Origin of the sequence: Pseudomonas sp. GM60 (genome assembly GCF_000282415.1) — a bacterium.
Lineage (GTDB): Bacteria > Pseudomonadota > Gammaproteobacteria > Pseudomonadales > Pseudomonadaceae > Aquipseudomonas > Aquipseudomonas migulae.
Genome location: NZ_AKJI01000076.1, coordinates 18,508 through 37,399, shown reverse-complemented (window position 1 = coordinate 37,399; position 18,892 = coordinate 18,508). Strand labels below are relative to the sequence as shown.

Annotated in this window: 16 protein-coding genes; 7 read left to right on the top strand and 9 right to left on the bottom strand. The window is 58.9% G+C overall.

What is annotated here, in order from left to right; genetic code table 11:
- Positions 1–32 precede the first annotated feature (32 nt).
- The 3 genes from PMI32_RS10640 to PMI32_RS10650 form a co-directional block, all read right to left on the bottom strand.
- Complete coding sequence (locus PMI32_RS10640) at positions 33–1,658, bottom strand: methyl-accepting chemotaxis protein (RefSeq protein WP_008031101.1); 1,626 nt, start codon at positions 1,656–1,658, stop codon at positions 33–35.
- A gap of 346 nt (positions 1,659–2,004) precedes the next feature.
- On the bottom strand, positions 2,005–3,147 hold the full coding sequence (locus PMI32_RS10645) for a glycerate kinase (protein WP_008031100.1): 1,143 nt from the start codon (positions 3,145–3,147) through the stop codon (positions 2,005–2,007).
- Between the two features lie 206 nt (positions 3,148–3,353).
- Positions 3,354–4,481, bottom strand: a complete 1,128-nt coding sequence (locus PMI32_RS10650) for a sugar diacid recognition domain-containing protein (RefSeq protein WP_008031099.1) — start codon at positions 4,479–4,481, stop codon at positions 3,354–3,356.
- Between the two features lie 161 nt (positions 4,482–4,642).
- Between PMI32_RS10650 and PMI32_RS10655 the strand changes: the two genes are divergently transcribed.
- The 3 genes from PMI32_RS10655 to rarD all read left to right on the top strand — a co-directional run bounded on the left by PMI32_RS10655 (position 4,643) and on the right by rarD (position 8,250).
- Complete coding sequence (locus tag PMI32_RS10655; RefSeq protein WP_008031098.1) at positions 4,643–5,953, top strand: MFS transporter; 1,311 nt, start codon at positions 4,643–4,645, stop codon at positions 5,951–5,953.
- Between the two features lie 196 nt (positions 5,954–6,149).
- Complete coding sequence (locus PMI32_RS10660; protein ID WP_008031097.1) at positions 6,150–7,163, top strand: aldo/keto reductase; 1,014 nt, start codon at positions 6,150–6,152, stop codon at positions 7,161–7,163.
- A gap of 199 nt (positions 7,164–7,362) precedes the next feature.
- The gene (gene rarD / locus PMI32_RS10665) at positions 7,363–8,250 is read left to right on the top strand and encodes an EamA family transporter RarD (RefSeq protein WP_008031094.1); all 888 of its coding nucleotides are present in this window, start codon (positions 7,363–7,365) and stop codon (positions 8,248–8,250) included.
- An 83-nt stretch (positions 8,251–8,333) separates the two neighbouring features.
- Here the strand turns inward: rarD and hppD are convergent, their stop codons facing one another.
- Both hppD and PMI32_RS10675 read right to left on the bottom strand, forming a co-directional pair.
- On the bottom strand, positions 8,334–9,410 hold the full coding sequence (gene hppD, locus PMI32_RS10670; protein WP_008031092.1) for a 4-hydroxyphenylpyruvate dioxygenase: 1,077 nt from the start codon (positions 9,408–9,410) through the stop codon (positions 8,334–8,336).
- Between the two features lie 252 nt (positions 9,411–9,662).
- Positions 9,663–10,607, bottom strand: coding sequence for a DMT family transporter (locus PMI32_RS10675; protein ID WP_008031089.1), 945 nt, complete (start codon positions 10,605–10,607; stop codon positions 9,663–9,665).
- Positions 10,608–10,685: 78 nt separating this feature from the next.
- Between PMI32_RS10675 and PMI32_RS10680 the strand changes: the two genes are divergently transcribed.
- From PMI32_RS10680 to PMI32_RS10690, 3 genes are all read left to right on the top strand, one after another.
- Positions 10,686–11,558, top strand: a complete 873-nt coding sequence (locus PMI32_RS10680; RefSeq protein ID WP_008031087.1) for a LysR family transcriptional regulator — start codon at positions 10,686–10,688, stop codon at positions 11,556–11,558.
- A 115-nt stretch (positions 11,559–11,673) separates the two neighbouring features.
- Positions 11,674–13,209 (top strand): EAL domain-containing protein, encoded by a 1,536-nt coding sequence (locus PMI32_RS10685; RefSeq protein ID WP_008031085.1) that lies wholly within the window; start codon positions 11,674–11,676, stop codon positions 13,207–13,209.
- 233 nt (positions 13,210–13,442) lie between these two features.
- The gene (locus tag PMI32_RS10690; protein WP_008031084.1) at positions 13,443–13,808 is read left to right on the top strand and encodes a histone-like nucleoid-structuring protein, MvaT/MvaU family; all 366 of its coding nucleotides are present in this window, start codon (positions 13,443–13,445) and stop codon (positions 13,806–13,808) included.
- A gap of 166 nt (positions 13,809–13,974) precedes the next feature.
- Here PMI32_RS10690 and PMI32_RS10695 read toward each other — a convergent pair whose 3' ends face one another.
- On the bottom strand, positions 13,975–14,499 hold the full coding sequence (locus PMI32_RS10695) for a DUF4946 domain-containing protein (protein WP_008031082.1): 525 nt from the start codon (positions 14,497–14,499) through the stop codon (positions 13,975–13,977).
- Between the two features lie 145 nt (positions 14,500–14,644).
- On the opposite strand from PMI32_RS10695, the gene gloA reads away from it, so the two are divergent.
- Entirely contained in the window at positions 14,645–15,166 is a 522-nt protein-coding gene (gene gloA, locus PMI32_RS10700) for a lactoylglutathione lyase (protein ID WP_008031081.1), read from the top strand.
- A gap of 140 nt (positions 15,167–15,306) precedes the next feature.
- Here the strand turns inward: gloA and ahpF are convergent, their stop codons facing one another.
- The 3 genes from ahpF to PMI32_RS10715 all read right to left on the bottom strand — a co-directional run bounded on the left by ahpF (position 15,307) and on the right by PMI32_RS10715 (position 18,641).
- Positions 15,307–16,872: an alkyl hydroperoxide reductase subunit F gene (ahpF, locus tag PMI32_RS10705; RefSeq protein WP_008031079.1), complete on the bottom strand. Its 1,566-nt coding sequence runs from the start codon at positions 16,870–16,872 to the stop codon at positions 15,307–15,309.
- Between the two features lie 128 nt (positions 16,873–17,000).
- Positions 17,001–17,564, bottom strand: a complete 564-nt coding sequence (gene ahpC, locus PMI32_RS10710) for an alkyl hydroperoxide reductase subunit C (protein ID WP_007975937.1) — start codon at positions 17,562–17,564, stop codon at positions 17,001–17,003.
- A gap of 138 nt (positions 17,565–17,702) precedes the next feature.
- Positions 17,703–18,641 (bottom strand): site-specific integrase, encoded by a 939-nt coding sequence (locus PMI32_RS10715; RefSeq protein ID WP_008031077.1) that lies wholly within the window; start codon positions 18,639–18,641, stop codon positions 17,703–17,705.
- Positions 18,642–18,892 lie beyond the last annotated feature (251 nt).

Below are 18,892 nucleotides of genomic sequence, written 5' to 3'. Positions count from 1 at the left end.
TTCTGCTTTGGAGGACGTTTTCACACCACCGATCAAATCACAAACCGCGCCACCATCGCATTCAAATCAACAGCCAGGCGCGACAGTTCGTGGGTGGCAGCGCTGGTCTGATTGGCCCCGGCAGCGGACTGAGTTGCCAGGTCGCGGATGTTAACCAGGTTGCGGTCAACTTCGCGGGACACCTGCGCCTGCTCTTCGGACGCGCTGGCGATTACCAGGTTGCGTTCGTTGATCAGATGGATCGACTGAGTGATCTGCTCCAGCGCGACACCGGCGGCTCGGGCCATTTCCAGGGTGCTGTGGGTGCGCTGATTGCTTTGCTGCATCGAAGACACCGCCTCCCCCGTACCGTTTTGGATGCCGGCGACCATCTTCTCGATTTCCTGAGTCGATTGCGCCGTGCGATGCGCCAACGCCCGCACCTCGTCCGCCACCACCGCAAAACCACGCCCGGCTTCACCGGCACGGGCCGCTTCAATCGCGGCGTTCAGTGCCAGCAGGTTGGTCTGTTCGGCAATGGCGCGAATCACGTCCAGTACCTTGCCGATATCCCGGCCCTGAGCGGCCAGGCCTTCGATCATCAGCGAGGTGTTCTGCACGTCGTGGGTCATGGTCTGGATCGCATCGACGGTTTCCACCACGCGGTCGCGACCTTCACGAGCAGCCTGGGTCGACTGGTTCGAGGCTTCGGAAGTCGACACGGCGTTGCGCGCCACTTCTTCCACGGCGGCGGTCATTTCGTTGACAGCGGTGGCGACTTGTTCGATTTCATTGTTTTGCTGTTGCAGACCGCGAGACGCTTCTTGCGTGACCGTGCTCAGCTCTTCGGCGGCGGCGCCGAGCTGCGTGGCGGAACCGGCGATCTGCTCGATGGTTTTGCGCAAACTGGCCTGCATGTTGGACAACGCGATGAGCAAGCGGGCCGGCTCATCCTTACCGTCGATTTCGATGGCTTTGCTCAGGTTGCCACCGGCGATGGTTTCGGCCGCCAGTAATGCGCGGTTCAGCGGCGTTACGATGCTGCGGGTCAACAGCCAGGCCAGCAACACGGTCATCAGTGCGGCGACCACCGCCACGACGATGATGCCGGTGATCGCGTTGTTGTATTCCTTGCCCGCCTCGTCCAAAGCGGACTTGGCGTAGTTGGTATTGAGTGCCACCAGTTTATTGAGTTGCTCGCCCATCTGGTCGGTGCCATCCTTGATCCGCGTATTGATGAGGCTGCGCATTTCATCAAGCTTGTTCTGCCGCGACAGCTCCATCATCTGGTTCTGCGCTTGCATGTAGTTGTCGAGGGTGGCCATGAACGTCTTGTACAGCGCGGCTTCTTCCGGCCGGGCGGGCAACGCGGCATAACTGGCCTGGGCGCTGTGCAGCTTGTCAGTCAGGACGCCAATCCGGGTCTGGGCTTCCTGCAACGCCGCCGGTTCACGGTTGACCAGCACTCGGAACGAGAGGATGCGCATACGCAAGACGCTTTCAGTCATGTTGCCGAGGAAGCCGACGCTGGGCAGTTGCGTCGAGCCCATATCAACCGAGGCCTGGCGGATGATCGACATGCGGTTCACGGCAAACACGCCCAGCACAATCACCAGCAAGGCAATGAAGGCAAAACCCAGGAAAGCTCGAGGCGCGATATTCAGATTACGCAGGGACATAGGACGATACTCGGGTGATTGAGTCTTCGAGCGTCCTTGCCGTGATCACTGGCGGGCGGGCGTTGAGGCGCAACCGGTCAGTGGGCGCCACTGTTGTAATAGGTTTGTGTGCGCCTGATATCTGTATCGGCTGGGGTTGAGGATTTTTGCGGGGATTTGCGAAATATATTTCAAGGGATTACGAGTGTTTCATCCGTGAAACACTGATCTTTGGTTCGCCGCGTCCCCCTGTAGGAGCGAAGCTTGCTCGCGAAGGTCGTCAACGATGACGCAGGTTGTCTGGATGAACGCGTTGCCCTCACGTCCTTCGCGAGCAAGCTTCGCTCCTACAATGGCCGTGGGGTATTCAGGATTGGCGTTTGGCGATACGCCAGACCCGGGCGATGTCGCTTGCCCGCTCACGCAACAACCGTGGCGCCTCGGTGCACGCTTGCTCCAGGGTCATCGGCCCGCTCGCCAAGGCAAACGCGGCGTCGATGCCATGTTCGTACAAGGCCTGATAACCCTCGCCCAAGGTGCCGGCGATGACGATGACCGGTACGCCGTGTTGCCCGGCGATGCGTGCGACACCAAACGGTGTCTTGCCGCGCAGGGTTTGCGCATCGAAGCGGCCTTCGCCGGTGATCACCAGGTCGGCGCACTTGACCGCATCGGCCAGGCCGACCAATTCCGCGACCACTTCAACCCCGGCCTTGAACTGCGCGCCCAGGAAGGCCTTGGCGGCAAACCCCAGGCCACCCGCCGCGCCGCTGCCCGGCTCGTCACGCACGTCATTGCCGAGGACCTGGGCGCAAAGCCCGGCGAAGTGCCCGAGGGCCCGATCCAGTTGCTCGACCTGCGCAGGCGTTGCGCCTTTTTGCGGACCGAAAATCGCAGAGGCGCCGTGGGGGCCGCACAGGGGATTGTTAACGTCGGCGGCAATGTCGAAACGCACGTCGGTCAGACGCGGATCGATGTCACTGAGATCGATGCGCGCCAGTTGCGCCAGTGCCAATCCGCCGGGCGCCAGGGTTTGGCCTTGTGCATCGAGCAGTTTCACGCCCAGCGCTTGCATCGCCCCCGCACCGCCGTCGTTGGTGGCGCTGCCGCCAATCGCCAGGATCACCCGTTGCGCCCCGGCGTCGAGTGCCGCGCGGATCAACTCACCGGTGCCGAAGGTGCTGCTGATGCACGCATCGCGTTGCCCTGGCGGAACGAGTTGCAGGCCACTGGCCTCGGCCATCTCGATGATGGCGGTAAGGCTCTGGGGCAACCAGCCCCATGCGGCGTCGACCGTTGTGCCCAGCGGTCCTTTGACGTGGGTGCGACGGAGTTGACCTTCGCAGGCGGCCAGAATCGACTCGACCGTGCCTTCGCCACCATCGGCCATCGGGCATTTGACCAGTTGCGCATCGGGCCAGACTTCAACCAGACCAAGGGCAATGGCATCGGCCACGCCTTGTGCGCTGAGGCTGTCCTTGAACGAATCGGGGGCGATGACGATTTTCATGCGAATTCTCCAGTTCCAATGCCCCCATGCTGCCAGCCGGCCTGAGCAATAACGCCGGTCCGCTGCACAAGTGGCACGGAGGATTATTGTTCATTTTCACAAAACGACAGGTTTACGCATCCCCTGTAGGAGCCGGCTTGCTGGCGATCGATTCAACGCGGTGTTCCTGATTCACCGCGTCGCACGTATCGCCAGCAAGCCGGCTCCTACAGGGGCGGTGTTGTTTCGGTTTGTGGGAGTAGCTGCACGCCGAGGTACAGCGCCAGCATGCCATCGAGGCGCAACGGGTCGACGCCGCTGAGCTCGGCAATCCGCTCCATCCGGTAACGCAGGCTGTTGCGGTGAATGCCCAGCGCATCGGCGCAGGCCTGGCTCTGGCCGTCGTGATCGCACCAACTGCGCAACGTCGCCAGCAATTGGCCGTTGCCGTCCTTGGCGATGACTTTGCGCAAGGGTTTGAGCAATTCGTCCAGCGCATCGTCGTTGCGATGGCGCCAGAGCATCACCGGCAATCGATAGCGGGTCAGCGTCAACAGACGCGAATGCGGCAGTACATCGCGCCCATAGGCCAGCAAGTCGCCGACCCGCCGATAGCAGCGACGCAAACCCGACAAGCCATCGGCCTGCCCGCCCACGGCGATGCGCAAGATATTCCAGCCGAGGCCGTCGAGCTTTTCCAGCAAGCGGTCGTTCTCGATCGCCTGGTTGGCCGGCCGGCACCACAGCAACGACGACTTGGCCGAACTCACGCACCAACTGTCCGGGTAGCGCGAGGTCAGCCAGGCGCTGAGTGCGTCGACGGTTTGCCCCGGACCGTGCTCCATTCCCAGCTCGAACAAATACGGCACCCGCGTCAGTTGCGGTTTGAGCCCAAGCTGTTGCGCCTCATCGATCAAGCGCGGCGAATCCCCTGCCTCGCTGAGCAGCAACGCCAGCAAATCATCGCAACGCTGGCGCCGCCATTGTTGCTCGGCCTGCTGATTGCGCTGGCCCACCAGCATCTCGGCGGTCATGCGCACCAGTTCGGCGTAGGTGCGCAATTGCTCGGGTTCGCCGGTGATGCCGAGCACACCAATCAGCCGTTGATCGAGCAACAGCGGCAGGTTGATACCCGGTTGTACGCCCTTGAGGTGGATAGCGGTTTGCGCATCGATTTCCACCACCCGCCCGTTGGCCAGCACCAGTTGCGCGCCTTCGTGCCGGGTGTTGACCCGCTCCGGTTCACCACTGCCGAGAATCAACCCCTGGCTGTCCATGACGTTGACGTTGTAAGGCAGGATGGCCATCGCCCGGTCGACGATGTCCTGGGCCAGGTCGTGATCGAGTTCGAACATTGTGGTGGTCCTTCAAAGCGCGGTTGTTCACCCGCACAGGGCTTGGTTGCAAACCCTGTGCTCAGGCACAAAGACAGCAGCCCTGAGGGTGGTCGAGACTCTCAGGGCGATCAACGTTACCCTTTGCATCGCAAAAAATCATAATAAAGAGAGAGCCCGCCATGTCACAGAGCGCCGCCGCTACCCAGGCCATCGTTGACGAAAAAAATGCCGTCTACAAACGCATTACCCTGCGTTTGATCCCCTTCATCTTCATCTGCTACCTGTTCAACTACCTCGACCGGGTGAACGTTGGATTTGCCAAGCTGCAGATGCTCGACGCGCTGAAATTCAGTGAAACCGTGTACGGCCTCGGCGCCGGTATCTTCTTTATCGGCTACGTACTGTGCGGCGTACCGAGCAACCTGGCGCTGACCAAATTCGGCCCGCGCCGCTGGATCGCGCTGATGATGATCACCTGGGGCACGCTGTCGACCTGCCTGCTGTTCGTCACCACCCCGACCGAGTTCTACACCTTGCGCCTGTTCACCGGCGCGGCCGAAGCCGGGTTCTTCCCGGGCGTGGTGTTGTACCTCTCGCAGTGGTTCCCGACCTTCCGCCGTGGCCGCATCATGGCGCTGTTCATGTCGGCGATTCCGGTGTCCGGCCTGCTCGGCAGCCCGTTCTCAGGCTGGATCCTCAACCACTTCGCTGCGGGCCAGGGTGGCCTGGCCGGCTGGCAGTGGATGTTCCTGCTGCAAGGCATCCCGACCGTGATCCTCGGCGCCCTCGCCTACTTCCTGCTGAGCGACAGTTACGCCAACGCCAAATGGCTCACGCCGTTCGAGCGCTCCGTGCTGGAAGCCGATCACGCTGAAGACCTGGCCAACAAACCGAAAACCACCACTGACTCGCTGCTGGCGGTGTTCAAGAACCCGGCGATCTGGGCATTCGGTTTGATCTACTTCTGCATCCAGAGCGGGGTCTACGCGATCAACTTCTGGCTGCCGTCGATCATCAAGAACCTGGGCTTCAACGATAACCTGGTGATCGGCTGGTTGAGTGCGATCCCGTACCTGCTGGCGGCCGTGTTCATGTTGATGGTCGGCCGCTCGGCGGACTTGCGCAAAGAACGTCGCTGGCATTTGGTGGTGCCCATGTTGATGGGCGCAGTGGGCCTGCTGATTGCCGTGAACTTCGCCACCACGCCTGCCATTGCCATCCTTGGCCTGACGATCGCCACCATGGGCGCCCTCACCGGCCTGCCGATGTTCTGGCCGGTGCCGACCGCACTGCTGAGCGCCGGCGCGGCTGCCGGTGGTCTGGCGTTGATCAACTCGATGGGCCAGATGGCCGGCTTCCTCAGCCCGTACCTGGTCGGTTGGGTCAAGGACACTACTGGCTCGACCGATGCCGCGTTGTACTTGCTGGCGGGCGTGATTGTCTGCGGCAGCCTGCTGGCGTTGCGCATGACCCGCACCCTGCGCGTCTGATCACAGCAAAACATTGTGGGAGCGGGCTTGCTCGCGAAGGCGTCGTATCAGGCAACTTTAATAGTGACTGACACATCGCCTTCGCGAGCAAGCCCGCTCCCACATTTTTGATCGGGGGTGTTCAATAATTGTGTTTGCCCCGTGTGGTTGTTCTGGTATTTGATTGAGCCTTTCCCACTGGTAAAAGGATTTCGTCATGAGCTACCGCACGCTGGGTCACTCGGGATTGCAGGTGTCCACCCTGACCCTGGGGACCATGATGTTCGGCGAACAGACCAGCACCGAAGATTCCCTGCGGATCATCGACAAGGCCTGGGACCAGGGCATCAATTTCATCGACACCGCCGACGTCTACACCAACGGTCGCTCTGAAGAGATCGTCGGTGAAGCGATCGCCGGCAACCGCCACGAATGGGTGCTCGCCACCAAAGTCGGTTTCGGCCCGGTGGACGGTGTGCCGAACCGCAGCGGCCTGAGCCGCAAGCACATTTTCAATGGCATCGATGCCAGCCTCACGCGCCTGGGCACCGACTACGTCGACCTCTATTACCTGCACCGCGAAGACCACAACACGCCGCTGGAAGTGACGGTGTCGGCCATCGGCGACCTGATTCGCCAGGGCAAAATCCGCAACTGGGGGTTGTCGAACTACCGTGGCTGGCGCATCGCCGAGGTCATTCGCGTGGCCGACAAACTGGGTGTCGACCGCCCTGTCATCAGCCAGCCGCTGTACAACATCGTCAATCGTCAGGCCGAAGCCGAACAGATCACCGCCGCGCAGAACTACGGTTTGGGCGTTGTGCCTTACAGCCCGCTGGCGCGTGGCGTGCTCAGCGGCAAATATGCGCCGGATGTAAAACCGGATGCCAACAGCCGCGCCGGCCGCGCCGACAAACGTATTCTGGAAACCGAATGGCGCGTCGAATCCCTGCGCATCGCCCAGCAGATCCAGCAATACACGCAAGATCGTGGTGTCGGCATCGTCGAGTTCGCGATTGCCTGGGTGCTGAACAACAGCGCCGTCACCTCGGCCATTGTCGGGCCGCGTACCGAAGAGCAATGGGATGCCTACACTAAGGCGCAGGCGGTGAAGATCACGGCGCAGGATGAAGCGTTTATCGACTCGCTGGTGACACCGGGGCATGCGTCCACGCCAGGGTTCAATGATGTGAGCCATTTCGTGTCGGGCCGTAAACCGCGCAACGCCTGAATCAAAACAAGACGACTGTAGGAGCGAGCTTGCTCGCGATGGTGCATCAGCTACATCGGTGTCAGCTGACACACTATCGCGAGCAAGCTCGCTCCTACAGGGTGTCGGGTGTTGTAAATATTGATCATCCGGACAATATTCAGCACAAAAACCACGTATCCTCCGCACCCCGTTTCACGCTCAACTTCGCGAGGACAGTTTGTCTAAAGGTATCGCTCTATCGGTTTCAGCCTCTGTGCTGTTTGCCGTCATGTATTACTACACCTCACTGCTCAACCCGTTGAGCGGTGTGGAAATTTTTGGCTGGCGCATGCTGCTGACAGTGCCGTGCATGACCGTGTTCATGGTGGTGTCCCGCGAATGGAAGCGCGTGGTCGAGCTCGTTCGCCGAGCCATCGCCCAGCCGAAACTGATTGCAGCCCTGATCGCCTCTTCTGCCCTGCTGGGCGTGCAACTCTGGCTGTTCATGTGGGCACCGCTCAACGGTTACAGCCTTGATGTGTCGCTGGGCTATTTCCTGTTGCCACTGACCATGGTCCTGACCGGACGGCTCGCTTACGGTGAGCGCCTCTCCTACCTACAGAAAGTTGCCGTGTTTTTTGCCTGCCTCGGTGTGATCAACGAGCTGTATCAGGTCGGTGGTTTTTCCTGGGCTACGTTGCTGGTATGCATCGGCTATCCAACGTATTTCATCCTGCGCAAGCGTCTGGCGACGGACAACCTCGGCGGCTTGTGGCTGGACATGGCGTTGATGCTGCCGGTGGCCTTCTGGTTCGTACAGACCGGCGAGCAAGGTTTCAATGTGTTTGATCAGCATCCGTGGCTGTCACTGTTGATCCCGCTTCTCGGCGTGATCAGTGCGTCGGCGCTGGTGATCTACATCATCGCCAGCCGGCTGTTGCCCTTCAGCCTGTTCGGGCTGTTGAGCTACGTCGAGCCGGTGCTGTTGCTTGGCGTTGCGTTGTTGCTCGGGGAAAGCATCAAGACCGGGGAATGGCTGACCTACATTCCGATCTGGATGGCGGTGCTGGTGCTGATGTTCGAAGGGTTCAAGCACATGATGCGACAGAGACGCGGTTCCATGTAGGAGCGAAGCTTGCTCGCGAAGGCGTCTTCGAAAACGCCAGAAGCTTCGCGGGCAAGCCTCGCTCCTACAAGGATCTAAAGCGCTTAGTCGGTGGAGAGCACACCACGACGAACCTGGTCACGCTCGATCGATTCGAACAGTGCCTTGAAGTTGCCCTCGCCGAACCCGTCGTCGCCTTTACGCTGGATGAATTCGAAGAACACCGGGCCCATCAGGGTTTCCGAGAAGATCTGCAACAACAGACGCTTGTCGCCCGACTCGGACGAACCGTCCAGCAGGATGCCTCGCGCTTGCAGTTGATCTACCGGTTCGCCGTGGTTCGGCAAACGGCCTTCAAGCATTTCGTAATAGGTTTCCGGTGGCGCCGTCATGAAGCGCATGCCGATGCTTTTCAGGTGATCCCAGGTCTTGATCAGATCATCGCTGAGGAACGCCACGTGCTGGATGCCCTCGCCGTTGAACTGCATCAGGAACTCTTCGATCTGCCCGGCGCCCTTGGAGGACTCTTCGTTCAACGGGATGCGGATCATGCCGTCCGGCGCGGTCATCGCCTTGGAGGTCAGGCCGGTGTATTCGCCCTTGATGTCGAAGTAGCGGATTTCACGGAAGTTGAACAGCTTCTCGTAGAAGTTCGCCCAGTACGCCATGCGGCCGCGATACACGTTGTGAGTCAGGTGGTCGATGATCTTCAGGCCGGCACCGACAGGGTTGCGGTCAACGCCTTCGATGAACACGAAATCGATGTCGTAGATCGAGCTGCCTTCACCAAAACGGTCGATCAGGTACAGCGGCGCGCCGCCGATGCCTTTGATCGCCGGCAGGTGCAGTTCCATCGGGCCGGTTTCGATGTGGATCGGCTGCGCGCCGAGTTCCAGCGCACGCTTGTAGGCCTTTTGCGAATCCTTGACGCGGAACGCCATGCCGCACACCGACGGGCCGTGCTCGGCCGCGAAGTACGAAGCGACGCTGTGAGGTTCGTTGTTGAGGATCAGGTTGATCGCGCCCTGGCGATACAGGTGCACGTCTTTGGAACGGTGAGTCGCGACTTTGGTGAAGCCCATGATCTTGAAGATCGGCTCCAGCGTGTTCGGGGTTGGCGATGCGAATTCAATGAATTCAAAGCCCATCAGGCCCATCGGGTTTTCGTATAAATCTGCCATGGTCGGCGCCTCATCATTTTCTGGTCAATTAACGAATCGTTAGTTGCTGGCAATGCTGAGACCGGCGGGTGGCGCGCAGGAGATGCCCCGCACGCTGCGCGCGAGGAAGTCACCGTAGATCAATTGAAACCCAAAACTCTTCATTGTCGACCCAAGGCTATTACGGGCGAGGCTTCTGCTGCCAGAAGCCATTTATTCTTATATGCGTAACCGGATTCTACACAGCGTAAATAGGTTTGTCCGCCTTCTGTATCAAATCCCCTTTTTCCCTACTCGCGCAAGGGGTTTGTTGCAGAGGAAAATCCCCGCCAGAATCAGCCCGCCGCCCAGACACATCGTCAGGGTCAATTGCTCGCCGAGCAGCAACGCACCCAGGATGACAGCGGTCAGCGGATTCAAGGCGATGAACACCCCGGAACGGGTCGCGCCGATTTTGCGCAGGCCGTCGTAATAGCCAATATACGCCAGCGCCGAGCCCAACACGCCCAGATACATCAGGCTCAACCATTGCGCCGGGTCAAGGCTGACCAGCGCCGCGACACTCACCTCGCCTCTGATGGCACTGGCCACCCAGAGCATCACCGTGCCCAGCAAAATCGAATACGTCACCGTTTGCACCGGCCCCAGGGTTTGATTCAGATCCTTGGAGAACAGTGAGTAAATGCCCCAGCCGAGCACGCAGCCGAAAATCAACAGATCGCCGAACCAGGCATCCGCCTGACCGGCCAGCAACTGCGGATGACGACTGACAATCACCAGGCTTGCCCCGGCAATGCAGATCGCGATGCCGATGACTTTCGCTCGACTCAAGCGCTCCTTGAACAGCAGCCACGAGGCCAGTCCGATCACGGCCGGGTTCAGCGCCACGATCAATGACGCCCGCGAGGCATTGATGTAGTGCAGGCCATAGAAGAAGCACAGGTTATAGAAAAAAATCCCGAAGAAGCCCAACAGCGCCAGTTGCAACCATTGCCGAGGACTCGGCCGAGCCAGTGGAATGCGCGCGAGCAGCAAAAACAGGAGCAGCGCCGCGCTGGCCAGCAAAAAACGCAGGCTGGCAGCGAACAACGGGCTGAGGCTGTCCGCAAGAAACCGCCCCGCGACGAAAGTGCCGCCCCAAATCATGGTGACCGCCGCGAGTTTGAAATAAACCGCGACATCAGACGGCTCCGACAGGCTTTGCTCACATGCAGTCATAAGTCTCCAGAACGACAGATCGATTCGATGACGTATCATTCCGCTAATATTCGATCATCGTAAAATGAGTAAAAGCTCATGACCCTCACTCAGCTGGAGATCTTCTCGCTCGTTGCCGAACTTCACGGCTTTACGGCGGCGGCCAATCGTCTGGGCATTTCTCAATCCGCGGTGTCTCACGCCCTCAAGTCGCTGGAACAGGAACTAGGCGTCGAGCTGCTGCGGCGGCATCAGTCTCAGGTCGAGCTCAGTGACATCGGCCAACAGCTGCTATTACGCGCCCGGGCAATGCTCGGGCTGGCCAACACCTTGCGCCAGGAAGCGGCGGATGCCCGCGGCATGAAACGCGGCACATTGCGCATCGGCTCGTTCGGCCCGACCTCATCGATCAAGTTGCTTCCGACGATTCTGCAGCACTATCGCGCCGCTCACCCTGGCATCGAGGTGCACATTGATGAAGGCCCCGACCGCCAGGTGATCCAGTGGCTGGAAGAGCGACGCATCGACATCGGCTTCGTGGTGTTGCCCGAGGAGCGCTTCGACACCTTTGCGTTGTTCGAGGACCAGATGGTCGCGTTGCTGCCCGCCCGTCATCCGCTGGCGGCTCGCGCCAGCCTGTCCCTGGACGATTTGTGTCACGACCCGTTCGTGCTGACCGAGGCCGGCTCTTCGGAGTTGGTGTCCCGTTTGTTCAGTGCCGCGCGGTTGACGCCTAACATCCGTTATCGCTGCTCGCAGTTGCTCAGCACGCTGGATACCGTTGGCCGGGGCGATGCCTTGACCGTGGTCGCCGAAGGCTCGCTGCCCACGCATCACGACGACCGCTACCTGAAAAAACCGCTATCGCCAGCGATCGCACGCCAGATCGGCCTGGCCGTGCTCGACCAACGCCAGAGCTCTCCGGCAGCACTGGCCTTTATCAAACTGGCCACAAGTCTGGCCTACCGTTGAGCGGCATAAGCCACAAAGGCCAACTATCATGGCCTCTGACCGAACTCTTTTGGGGAGGCGTGCCGTTGTCCTGCCTGCATTTGAGAGCCCTATTTCATCGCTACAGGTTTCGCAAATGCCACTGACTGTAAAAACCCGCCGCCAACGCGGCAGACGAATTATTGTCACCGTATTGAGTGGTTTGCTCCCGATGTTGCTCGGGTTCGCCATTCTTTACCTGCAAGCTGAGCGCGCGCTTGAGCAAAGCACCCGACTGACCGCCGAAGAAGCCATCCGCCAATTCGAACTGATGCTCGACAACACCGCGCAGGCCGCACGCGAATTGCTGCCGCTGGCCGGGAAAAGTTGTATTGACGTCAATCTGGCCTTACGCGAGCAAGTCACCCGCCGCCCGTTTGTGCGCTCGACCAATCTGGTGTGGGACGACACCAATTATTGCAGTTCTTTGTTCGGCGACTTTCGCGAAAAAATCGAGGCGGGCGACTACAGCAACGGCACGTTGCAACTGATGAAAGGCAATCTGGTCACGCCCGATTCCGCGGTGTTGGTGTACCGCATCGGCGAAGGAAAAAAGGGCGCGCTGAGCACGCTGGACGGTTATCACTTGAGCAACGTACTGCGCATGATCGGCCGCTCGACAGTACTGATGCTGCAAGTCGGCCCCCATTGGCTGACCGCCGATGGCCAGTTCCATCAAGACCCCCTCCCCACTTTGCCCGTGGCGCAAACCAGGCTCGGTTCCTCGCGCTATGCGTTCTCTGTAACGGCCGGATTTCCCGAAGGCGAAACGTGGCGCTACATGAGTAGCGAATATCCGCCGCTGTTCAGCTTGCTGATCTTCTTCGGCGTGGTATCAGGTTCCATCGGGCACTTTCTGCAGAAGCGCTCTTCGTCGCCAAGCCATGAGCTACGCCGTGCGCTGGAAGCGGCGGAGTTCATTCCTTACTTTCAGCCGGTGGTTCATGGCGACAGCAAGAAATGGTCAGGCACCGAGGTGCTGATGCGCTGGAAGCACCCGAAGGAAGGGCTGGTGCGTCCCGATCTGTTTATTCCGTTCGCCGAGCACTCTGGGCTTATCGTGCCCATGACCCGCTCTTTAATGCAGCAAACCGCCGCGTTGCTGGCGCCCTTGTCGACCTCATTCGAAAGCCCGTTTCACGTGGGCATCAACATCACTGCCAGCCACTGCAAGGACTTGGAACTGATCGAGGATTGCCGGGCATTTCTGAGTAACTTTGCACCGGGCTCCATCCATCTGGTATTGGAACTGACCGAACGCGAACTGATCGAGCCCACCGCCATCACGCTGCAGTTGTTCGAGCAACTTCACGCGCTGGGCGTGATGATCGCCATCGACGACTTTGGCACCGGTCACTCAAGCCTGGGTTATCTGCGCCAGTTCAATGTCGACTTCCTGAAAATCGACCAGAGTTTTGTCGCCATGATCGGCGCCGACGCCCTCTCCCGGCACATTCTGGACACCATCATCGAACTCTCCGCCAAGCTCGATCTGGGCATCGTCGCCGAAGGCGTGGAAACCGAAGAGCAAAGTGACTACCTCACCGCCCATGGCGTGAACTTTCTGCAAGGATATCTGTTCGGCCGGCCGATGACCGGTGGAGACTTCATTAAGGCATTAAGTCACCATTAACTAATGGCATTAAGCGACGAGACAACGGCGATGCGCACCAAATTGAATCAAAAGACTACTCTCGTTACATGAAGAAAAAGTCAGGATTTACTCTTTTCCCATTAACTACTACAATTTTTCATGCCTGCTATAAATTGGCAGGTGAGCCACTATCACCGAGTCGCTACAAGGCTCTTGGCTTATAGCTTTGTTTGCGGTTGGTCTCAGCCAAACACACTATTGGAGTAAAGATATTGTCCAGACTCGCTGAATTTCGTGCAGCTGAAAAAGCCCTTCAAGAGCAGCTCAAGCAGCTGGAATCCCTGAAGAACGATGCCGGGCTCAAGAAAGAAATCGAATTCGAAGAAAAGCTCCAGGGGCTGATGAAAACCTACGGCAAGAGCTTGCGCGACATCATCGCCATTCTCGATCCGAACCCGGCAAAATCCGGCCTGCAGCAGGCCGCCGCGCCGAAAACCCGCCGCGCTCGCGTGGTCAAGGTTTATCAGAATCCGCACACCGGTGAACTGATTGAAACCAAGGGCGGCAACCACCGCGGTCTGAAAGCCTGGAAGGAACAATACGGTGCATCCACCGTTGATTCCTGGCTTCGCGGCTAAGCACTCGCGGTGACAAAAAAAGCCCTGCATCAAGCAGGGCTTTTTTATGGATACCTGTTAAATGCAACGATTGAAATCGATCAATTCGCTACATATCGACTAACTTTGTGCTTAATCCCTTTGGGTATCTAAACATTGCGAAATGCACGACCGTGCAAACCAGCAACTAAAGTTTCAAGCTGTTACGAGCAGCCTCTATTTCACCCAGGCTTGCCTTGTAAGCCTCTGCCTGACCTGCGTACGAAAGAACATAAGCCTTATCGGCATCCACCGCTGCGACCAATGTTTGCGAAAGCACGTGGCGTCCGTTCTGTGTAATGGTGCAGGTAGTTTCCAGTGCCGCCAGGCGGCTCAACGTTGCCGGATGGATTTTGTTGCACACGCTTTGATAGCCGCCCTGAAAGAAGTCCTTCTGCACGGACTTGCGCATTTCCAGCAGCACACCTTGCAGATTGACCTGATGACCGCTTTCCACTGTCGTCATGGTCAACTCCATCACCATCAACGGCGCACCGCCCTGATCGTTTTTCACCGCGCGCTGCCGGGACACTTGAGGCGTAGCCTGAGCTGGCGGGGTCGCTTCGACTTCCCAGCCATCTGGCCAGGTCACGATCGGGGCATCCGCATGAGCACAGGTAACGCCTGACAGCAGGAAAATCAGAACGAACAGCGATTTACAGGATCGGGTCATTGCAATGAATACTCACGGATTGAGCGATAAAGTCTGAGCCTCGTCCGCCTGTCAGGCAATAGCGGGTGGTTTGGGTTTGGTGATGCCTGCGCCCTTGCGTATCATTGACGCCATTCGTTAGCCCCACTTATTTTCCGGAGGGCCCATGAGCCTGCACGAATTGAACACCTTCCCAGGCGTCACCGCCCAACCTGACACCGCAACGCAGAACTTCGTGTTCAACCACACAATGCTGCGGGTCAAGGACATCACCAAGTCCCTGGATTTCTACACGCGGGTCCTCGGTTTCTCGCTGGTGGAAAAGCGCGACTTCCCGGAAGCCGAGTTCAGCCTGTATTTCCTGGCGCTGGTCGACAAGAACCAGATCCCGGCCGATGCCGCAGCCCGCACCCAATGGATGAAGTCGATCCCTGGCATCCTTGAGCTGACCCACAACCACGGCACCGAAAACGATGCGGATTTCGCCTACCACAACGGCAACACCGACCCGCGCGGTTTCGGCCACATCTGCATCTCGGTGCCGGACATCGTCGCTGCGTGCGAACGCTTCGAAGCGCTGGGCTGCGATTTCCAGAAGCGCCTGAACGACGGCCGCATGAAGAGCCTGGCATTCATCAAGGACCCGGATGCTTACTGGGTCGAGATCATCCAGCCAGCGCCACTCTGAAACACACACGCCCCTGTAGGAGCGAGCTTGCTCGCGAAGAACTTCAAATCACCGCGTTAAATCAGGAAACAAGCGGTATCGTTGACGTCCATCGCGAGCAAGCTCGCTCCTACAGGGGTTTTGTGTTTTCAGCGTCCGGTTTATGCCGGGGCCGATGTCCGGATCAAGTGATCGAATGCACTCAGCGAAGCCTTGGCGCCCTCGCCTACTGCAATCACGATCTGCTTGTACGGCACGGTCGTCACGTCACCGGCGGCGAACACGCCCGGCATCGAGGTCTCACCACGGGCATCGACGATGATCTCGCCGCGAGGCGACAACTCGATGGTGCCTTTGAGCCAGTCGGTGTTGGGCAGCAGACCGATCTGCACGAAGATACCTTCAAGGTTCACCGTGTTGAACTCACCCGAATCGCGATCCTTGTAGACCAGCCCGGTCACCTTCTGGCCGTCACCCTTCACTTCACTGGTCAGTGCGCTGGTGATGACATCGACGTTGGGCAGGCTGAACAACTTGCGTTGCAACACCGCATCGGCGCGCAGCTTGCTGTCGAATTCCAGCAGCGTGACGTGGCTGACAATACCGGCCAGATCGATCGCCGCTTCAACGCCGGAGTTACCGCCGCCGATCACCGCTACGCGCTTGCCTTTGAACAGCGGACCATCGCAGTGCGGGCAGAAGCACACGCCTTTGGCCTTGTATTCCTGCTCGCCCGGCACACCCATTTCACGCCAGCGGGCGCCGGTGGCAAGGATCAGCGCCTTGGTCTTGAGGGTCGCGCCACTTTCGAAGCGAACCTCGTGCAACTCACCGGGATTCTTCGCCGGGATCAGCGCGGTGGCCCGTTGCAGGTTCATGATATCGACGTCGTATTGCTTGACGTGCTCTTCGAGCGCGCTGGCCAGTTTCGGCCCTTCGGTCTCCTGCACGGAGATGAAGTTCTCGATAGCCATGGTGTCCAGCACCTGCCCACCGAAACGTTCAGCTGCCACACCGGTGCGAATGCCTTTACGGGCCGCGTAGATCGCTGCCGAAGCACCGGCCGGGCCACCGCCGACCACCAGCACGTCAAAAGCTTCTTTGGCGCTGATTTTCTCGGCCTGACGCTCGGCACCGCTGGTGTCGATCTTGGCGAGGATTTCTTCCAGGCCCATGCGGCCCTGGCCGAAAATCTCGCCGTTCAGGTAAATGCTTGGCACCGCCATGATCTTGCGATCATCGACTTCGGCCTGGAACAACGCGCCGTCGATAGCGACGTGACGGATGTTCGGGTTGAGCACCGCCATCAGGTTCAGCGCTTGAACGACGTCCGGGCAGTTCTGGCAGGACAGCGAGAAGTAAGTCTCGAAGCTGAACTGGCCTTTGAGCGAGCGGATCTGTTCGATCACTTCCGCACTGGCTTTCGAAGGGTGGCCACCGACTTGCAGCAGGGCCAGCACCAGCGAGGTAAATTCGTGGCCCATCGGGATGCCGGCGAAACGCAGGCTTATGTCGGCACCGGGGCGGTTGACCGAGAACGATGGTTTACGCGTGTCGTCACCGTTGTCGAGCAAAGTAATTTGGCTGGAAAGACTGGCAACGTCTTTCAGCAGTTCGAGCATTTCCCGGGATTTCGCACCGTCGTCGAGGGATGCAACGATCTCGATCGGCTGGGTGACCCGTTCCAGGTACGATTTCAACTGGGCTTTAAGATTGGCGTCCAACATACGGGCGATTTCCTTTGCTTTTCTTGAGGCGAAAAAAAGCCCGAGCGAATCTCGCCCGGGCTTTTCTATTGGGCGGTGCAGCTTACTGAGTAGGTGCGGAGTTCCGCCCTTTGAAGCGTGTCACAGACTTAGATCTTGCCGACCAGGTCCAGGGACGGAGCCAGAGTGGCCTCGCCTTCTTTCCACTTGGCTGGGCAAACCTGACCTGGGTGAGCAGCAACGTACTGGGCAGCCTTGATTTTGCGCAGCAGCTCGGAAGCGTCACGGCCAACGCCGCCATCGTTCAGCTCAACGATTTTGATCTGGCCTTCAGGGTTGATCACGAAGGTGCCACGGTCAGCCAGACCAGCTTCTTCGATCAGTACGTCGAAGTTGCGGGAGATAGCGTGGGTCGGGTCGCCGATCATGGTGTACTGGATTTTGCCGATGGCTGGCGAAGTGTTGTGCCAGGCAGCGTGGGCAAAATGGGTGTCAGTGGAAACGCTGTAGATCTCGACGCCCAGTTTCTGGAACGCGTCGTAGTTGTCAGCCAGGTCTTCCAGTTCGGTCGGGCAAACGAAGGTGAAGTCAGCTGGGTAGAAGAATACAACCGACCACTTGCCTTTCAGGTCAGCGTCCGAGACTTTTACGAAGTCGCCGTTTTTGAATGCGTCAGCTTTGAATGGTTTAACTTGGCTGTTGATGATAGGCATCGTTGACTCTCCGTCAGGGGTTAAGAAGTTGATGGAGTGAACTCTACCCACTCGACGGACGGATGGCTCATTGGCAAACCTCATGCTGCTGATTGGTTTTCGCTATTAGCAGACAGTATTAATAGAAGGAAAAGGTATCTAGGGCGCCAACGGCTTTTCCGAAATCCGCGTCATCCCCAGAAACGGACTGGCTTCTACGTAACGTATGGCCGATTTCATATCCTTCCAGCCGACGTAACTCATCAGCGATTTCAAATCCCAACCGCTTTGATGAGCCCACGTGGCAAAACCCCGTCGCAACGAATGGCTGGTGTAGTGCTCGGCCGCAATGCCGGCGCGCTCCAGTGCCTGGCGCAATAACGGGATGATGCTGTTGGCGTGCAAGCCCTCTTCGCTCAAATGGCCCCAGCGGTCGATGCCACGGAACACCGGCCCGCGCACCAATGCGGCCTCGGTCATCCAGTCGATGTATGCCTGCACCGGACACAATCGCTGCAACGCCGGTGTCTGGTAAGTCTTGCCAAGGTTTTCGCGGTCGCTCTTGCTGCGAGGCAGATACAGGGTGATGCCTGAACCGGCACTGGCCTGCACGTGTTCAATCTGCAGGCGGCATAGCTCGTCGCTGCGGAAACCGCGCCAGAAGCCCAGCAAGATCAGCGCCCTATCGCGCCGGGCTCTTAACAGCGCCGGTCGGTCGTCTTTTGATTTCGCGGTTTGTGCCTCGTGCTCAAGCCAGGCCACCACTTGCTCCAGATGCTGAAGCTGCAATGGCTCAGCCTGCTTCTCCTGCACCGGGTGCAGCGCGCGAATGCCTTTGAAGACTTTGCGCACCACGGGCGCCTTGGTCGGATCGGCAAACCCCTGGCTGTTGTGCCACTGCGCCAGCGCCGACAACCGCAGCTTTAACGTATTGATCGATAACTCACCCGCATACGCCACCAGATAGCGCGCAACGCTATCAGCCGTGGCCGGTAGAAACCCGCCCCAATCGACTTCGAAATGTTCGATGGCCGCCCGGTAGCTTCGGCGAGTGTTGTCGCGCGTGGCGGCTTGCAGGTAACGATCCAGATCGCTCATGGCGGTGACTCCTGTAGGAGCGAGCTTGCTCGCGATGGACGTAAACGATGACGCTAACTGCCTGAGTGATCGCGGTGCCTGGAGGTTTTTCGCGAGCAGGCTCGCTCCTACAGGAGGGTTGTGTACGGAAATGGAGCTGCGAACAATTCAGGATCGCTGTCACACGGGGCAATACCAGTATATCCCGCGTGAATACTTCGTGTATTTAATGTTGTTTGCTGGCGTGGTACATTGTGTACTTTAGTGGTATG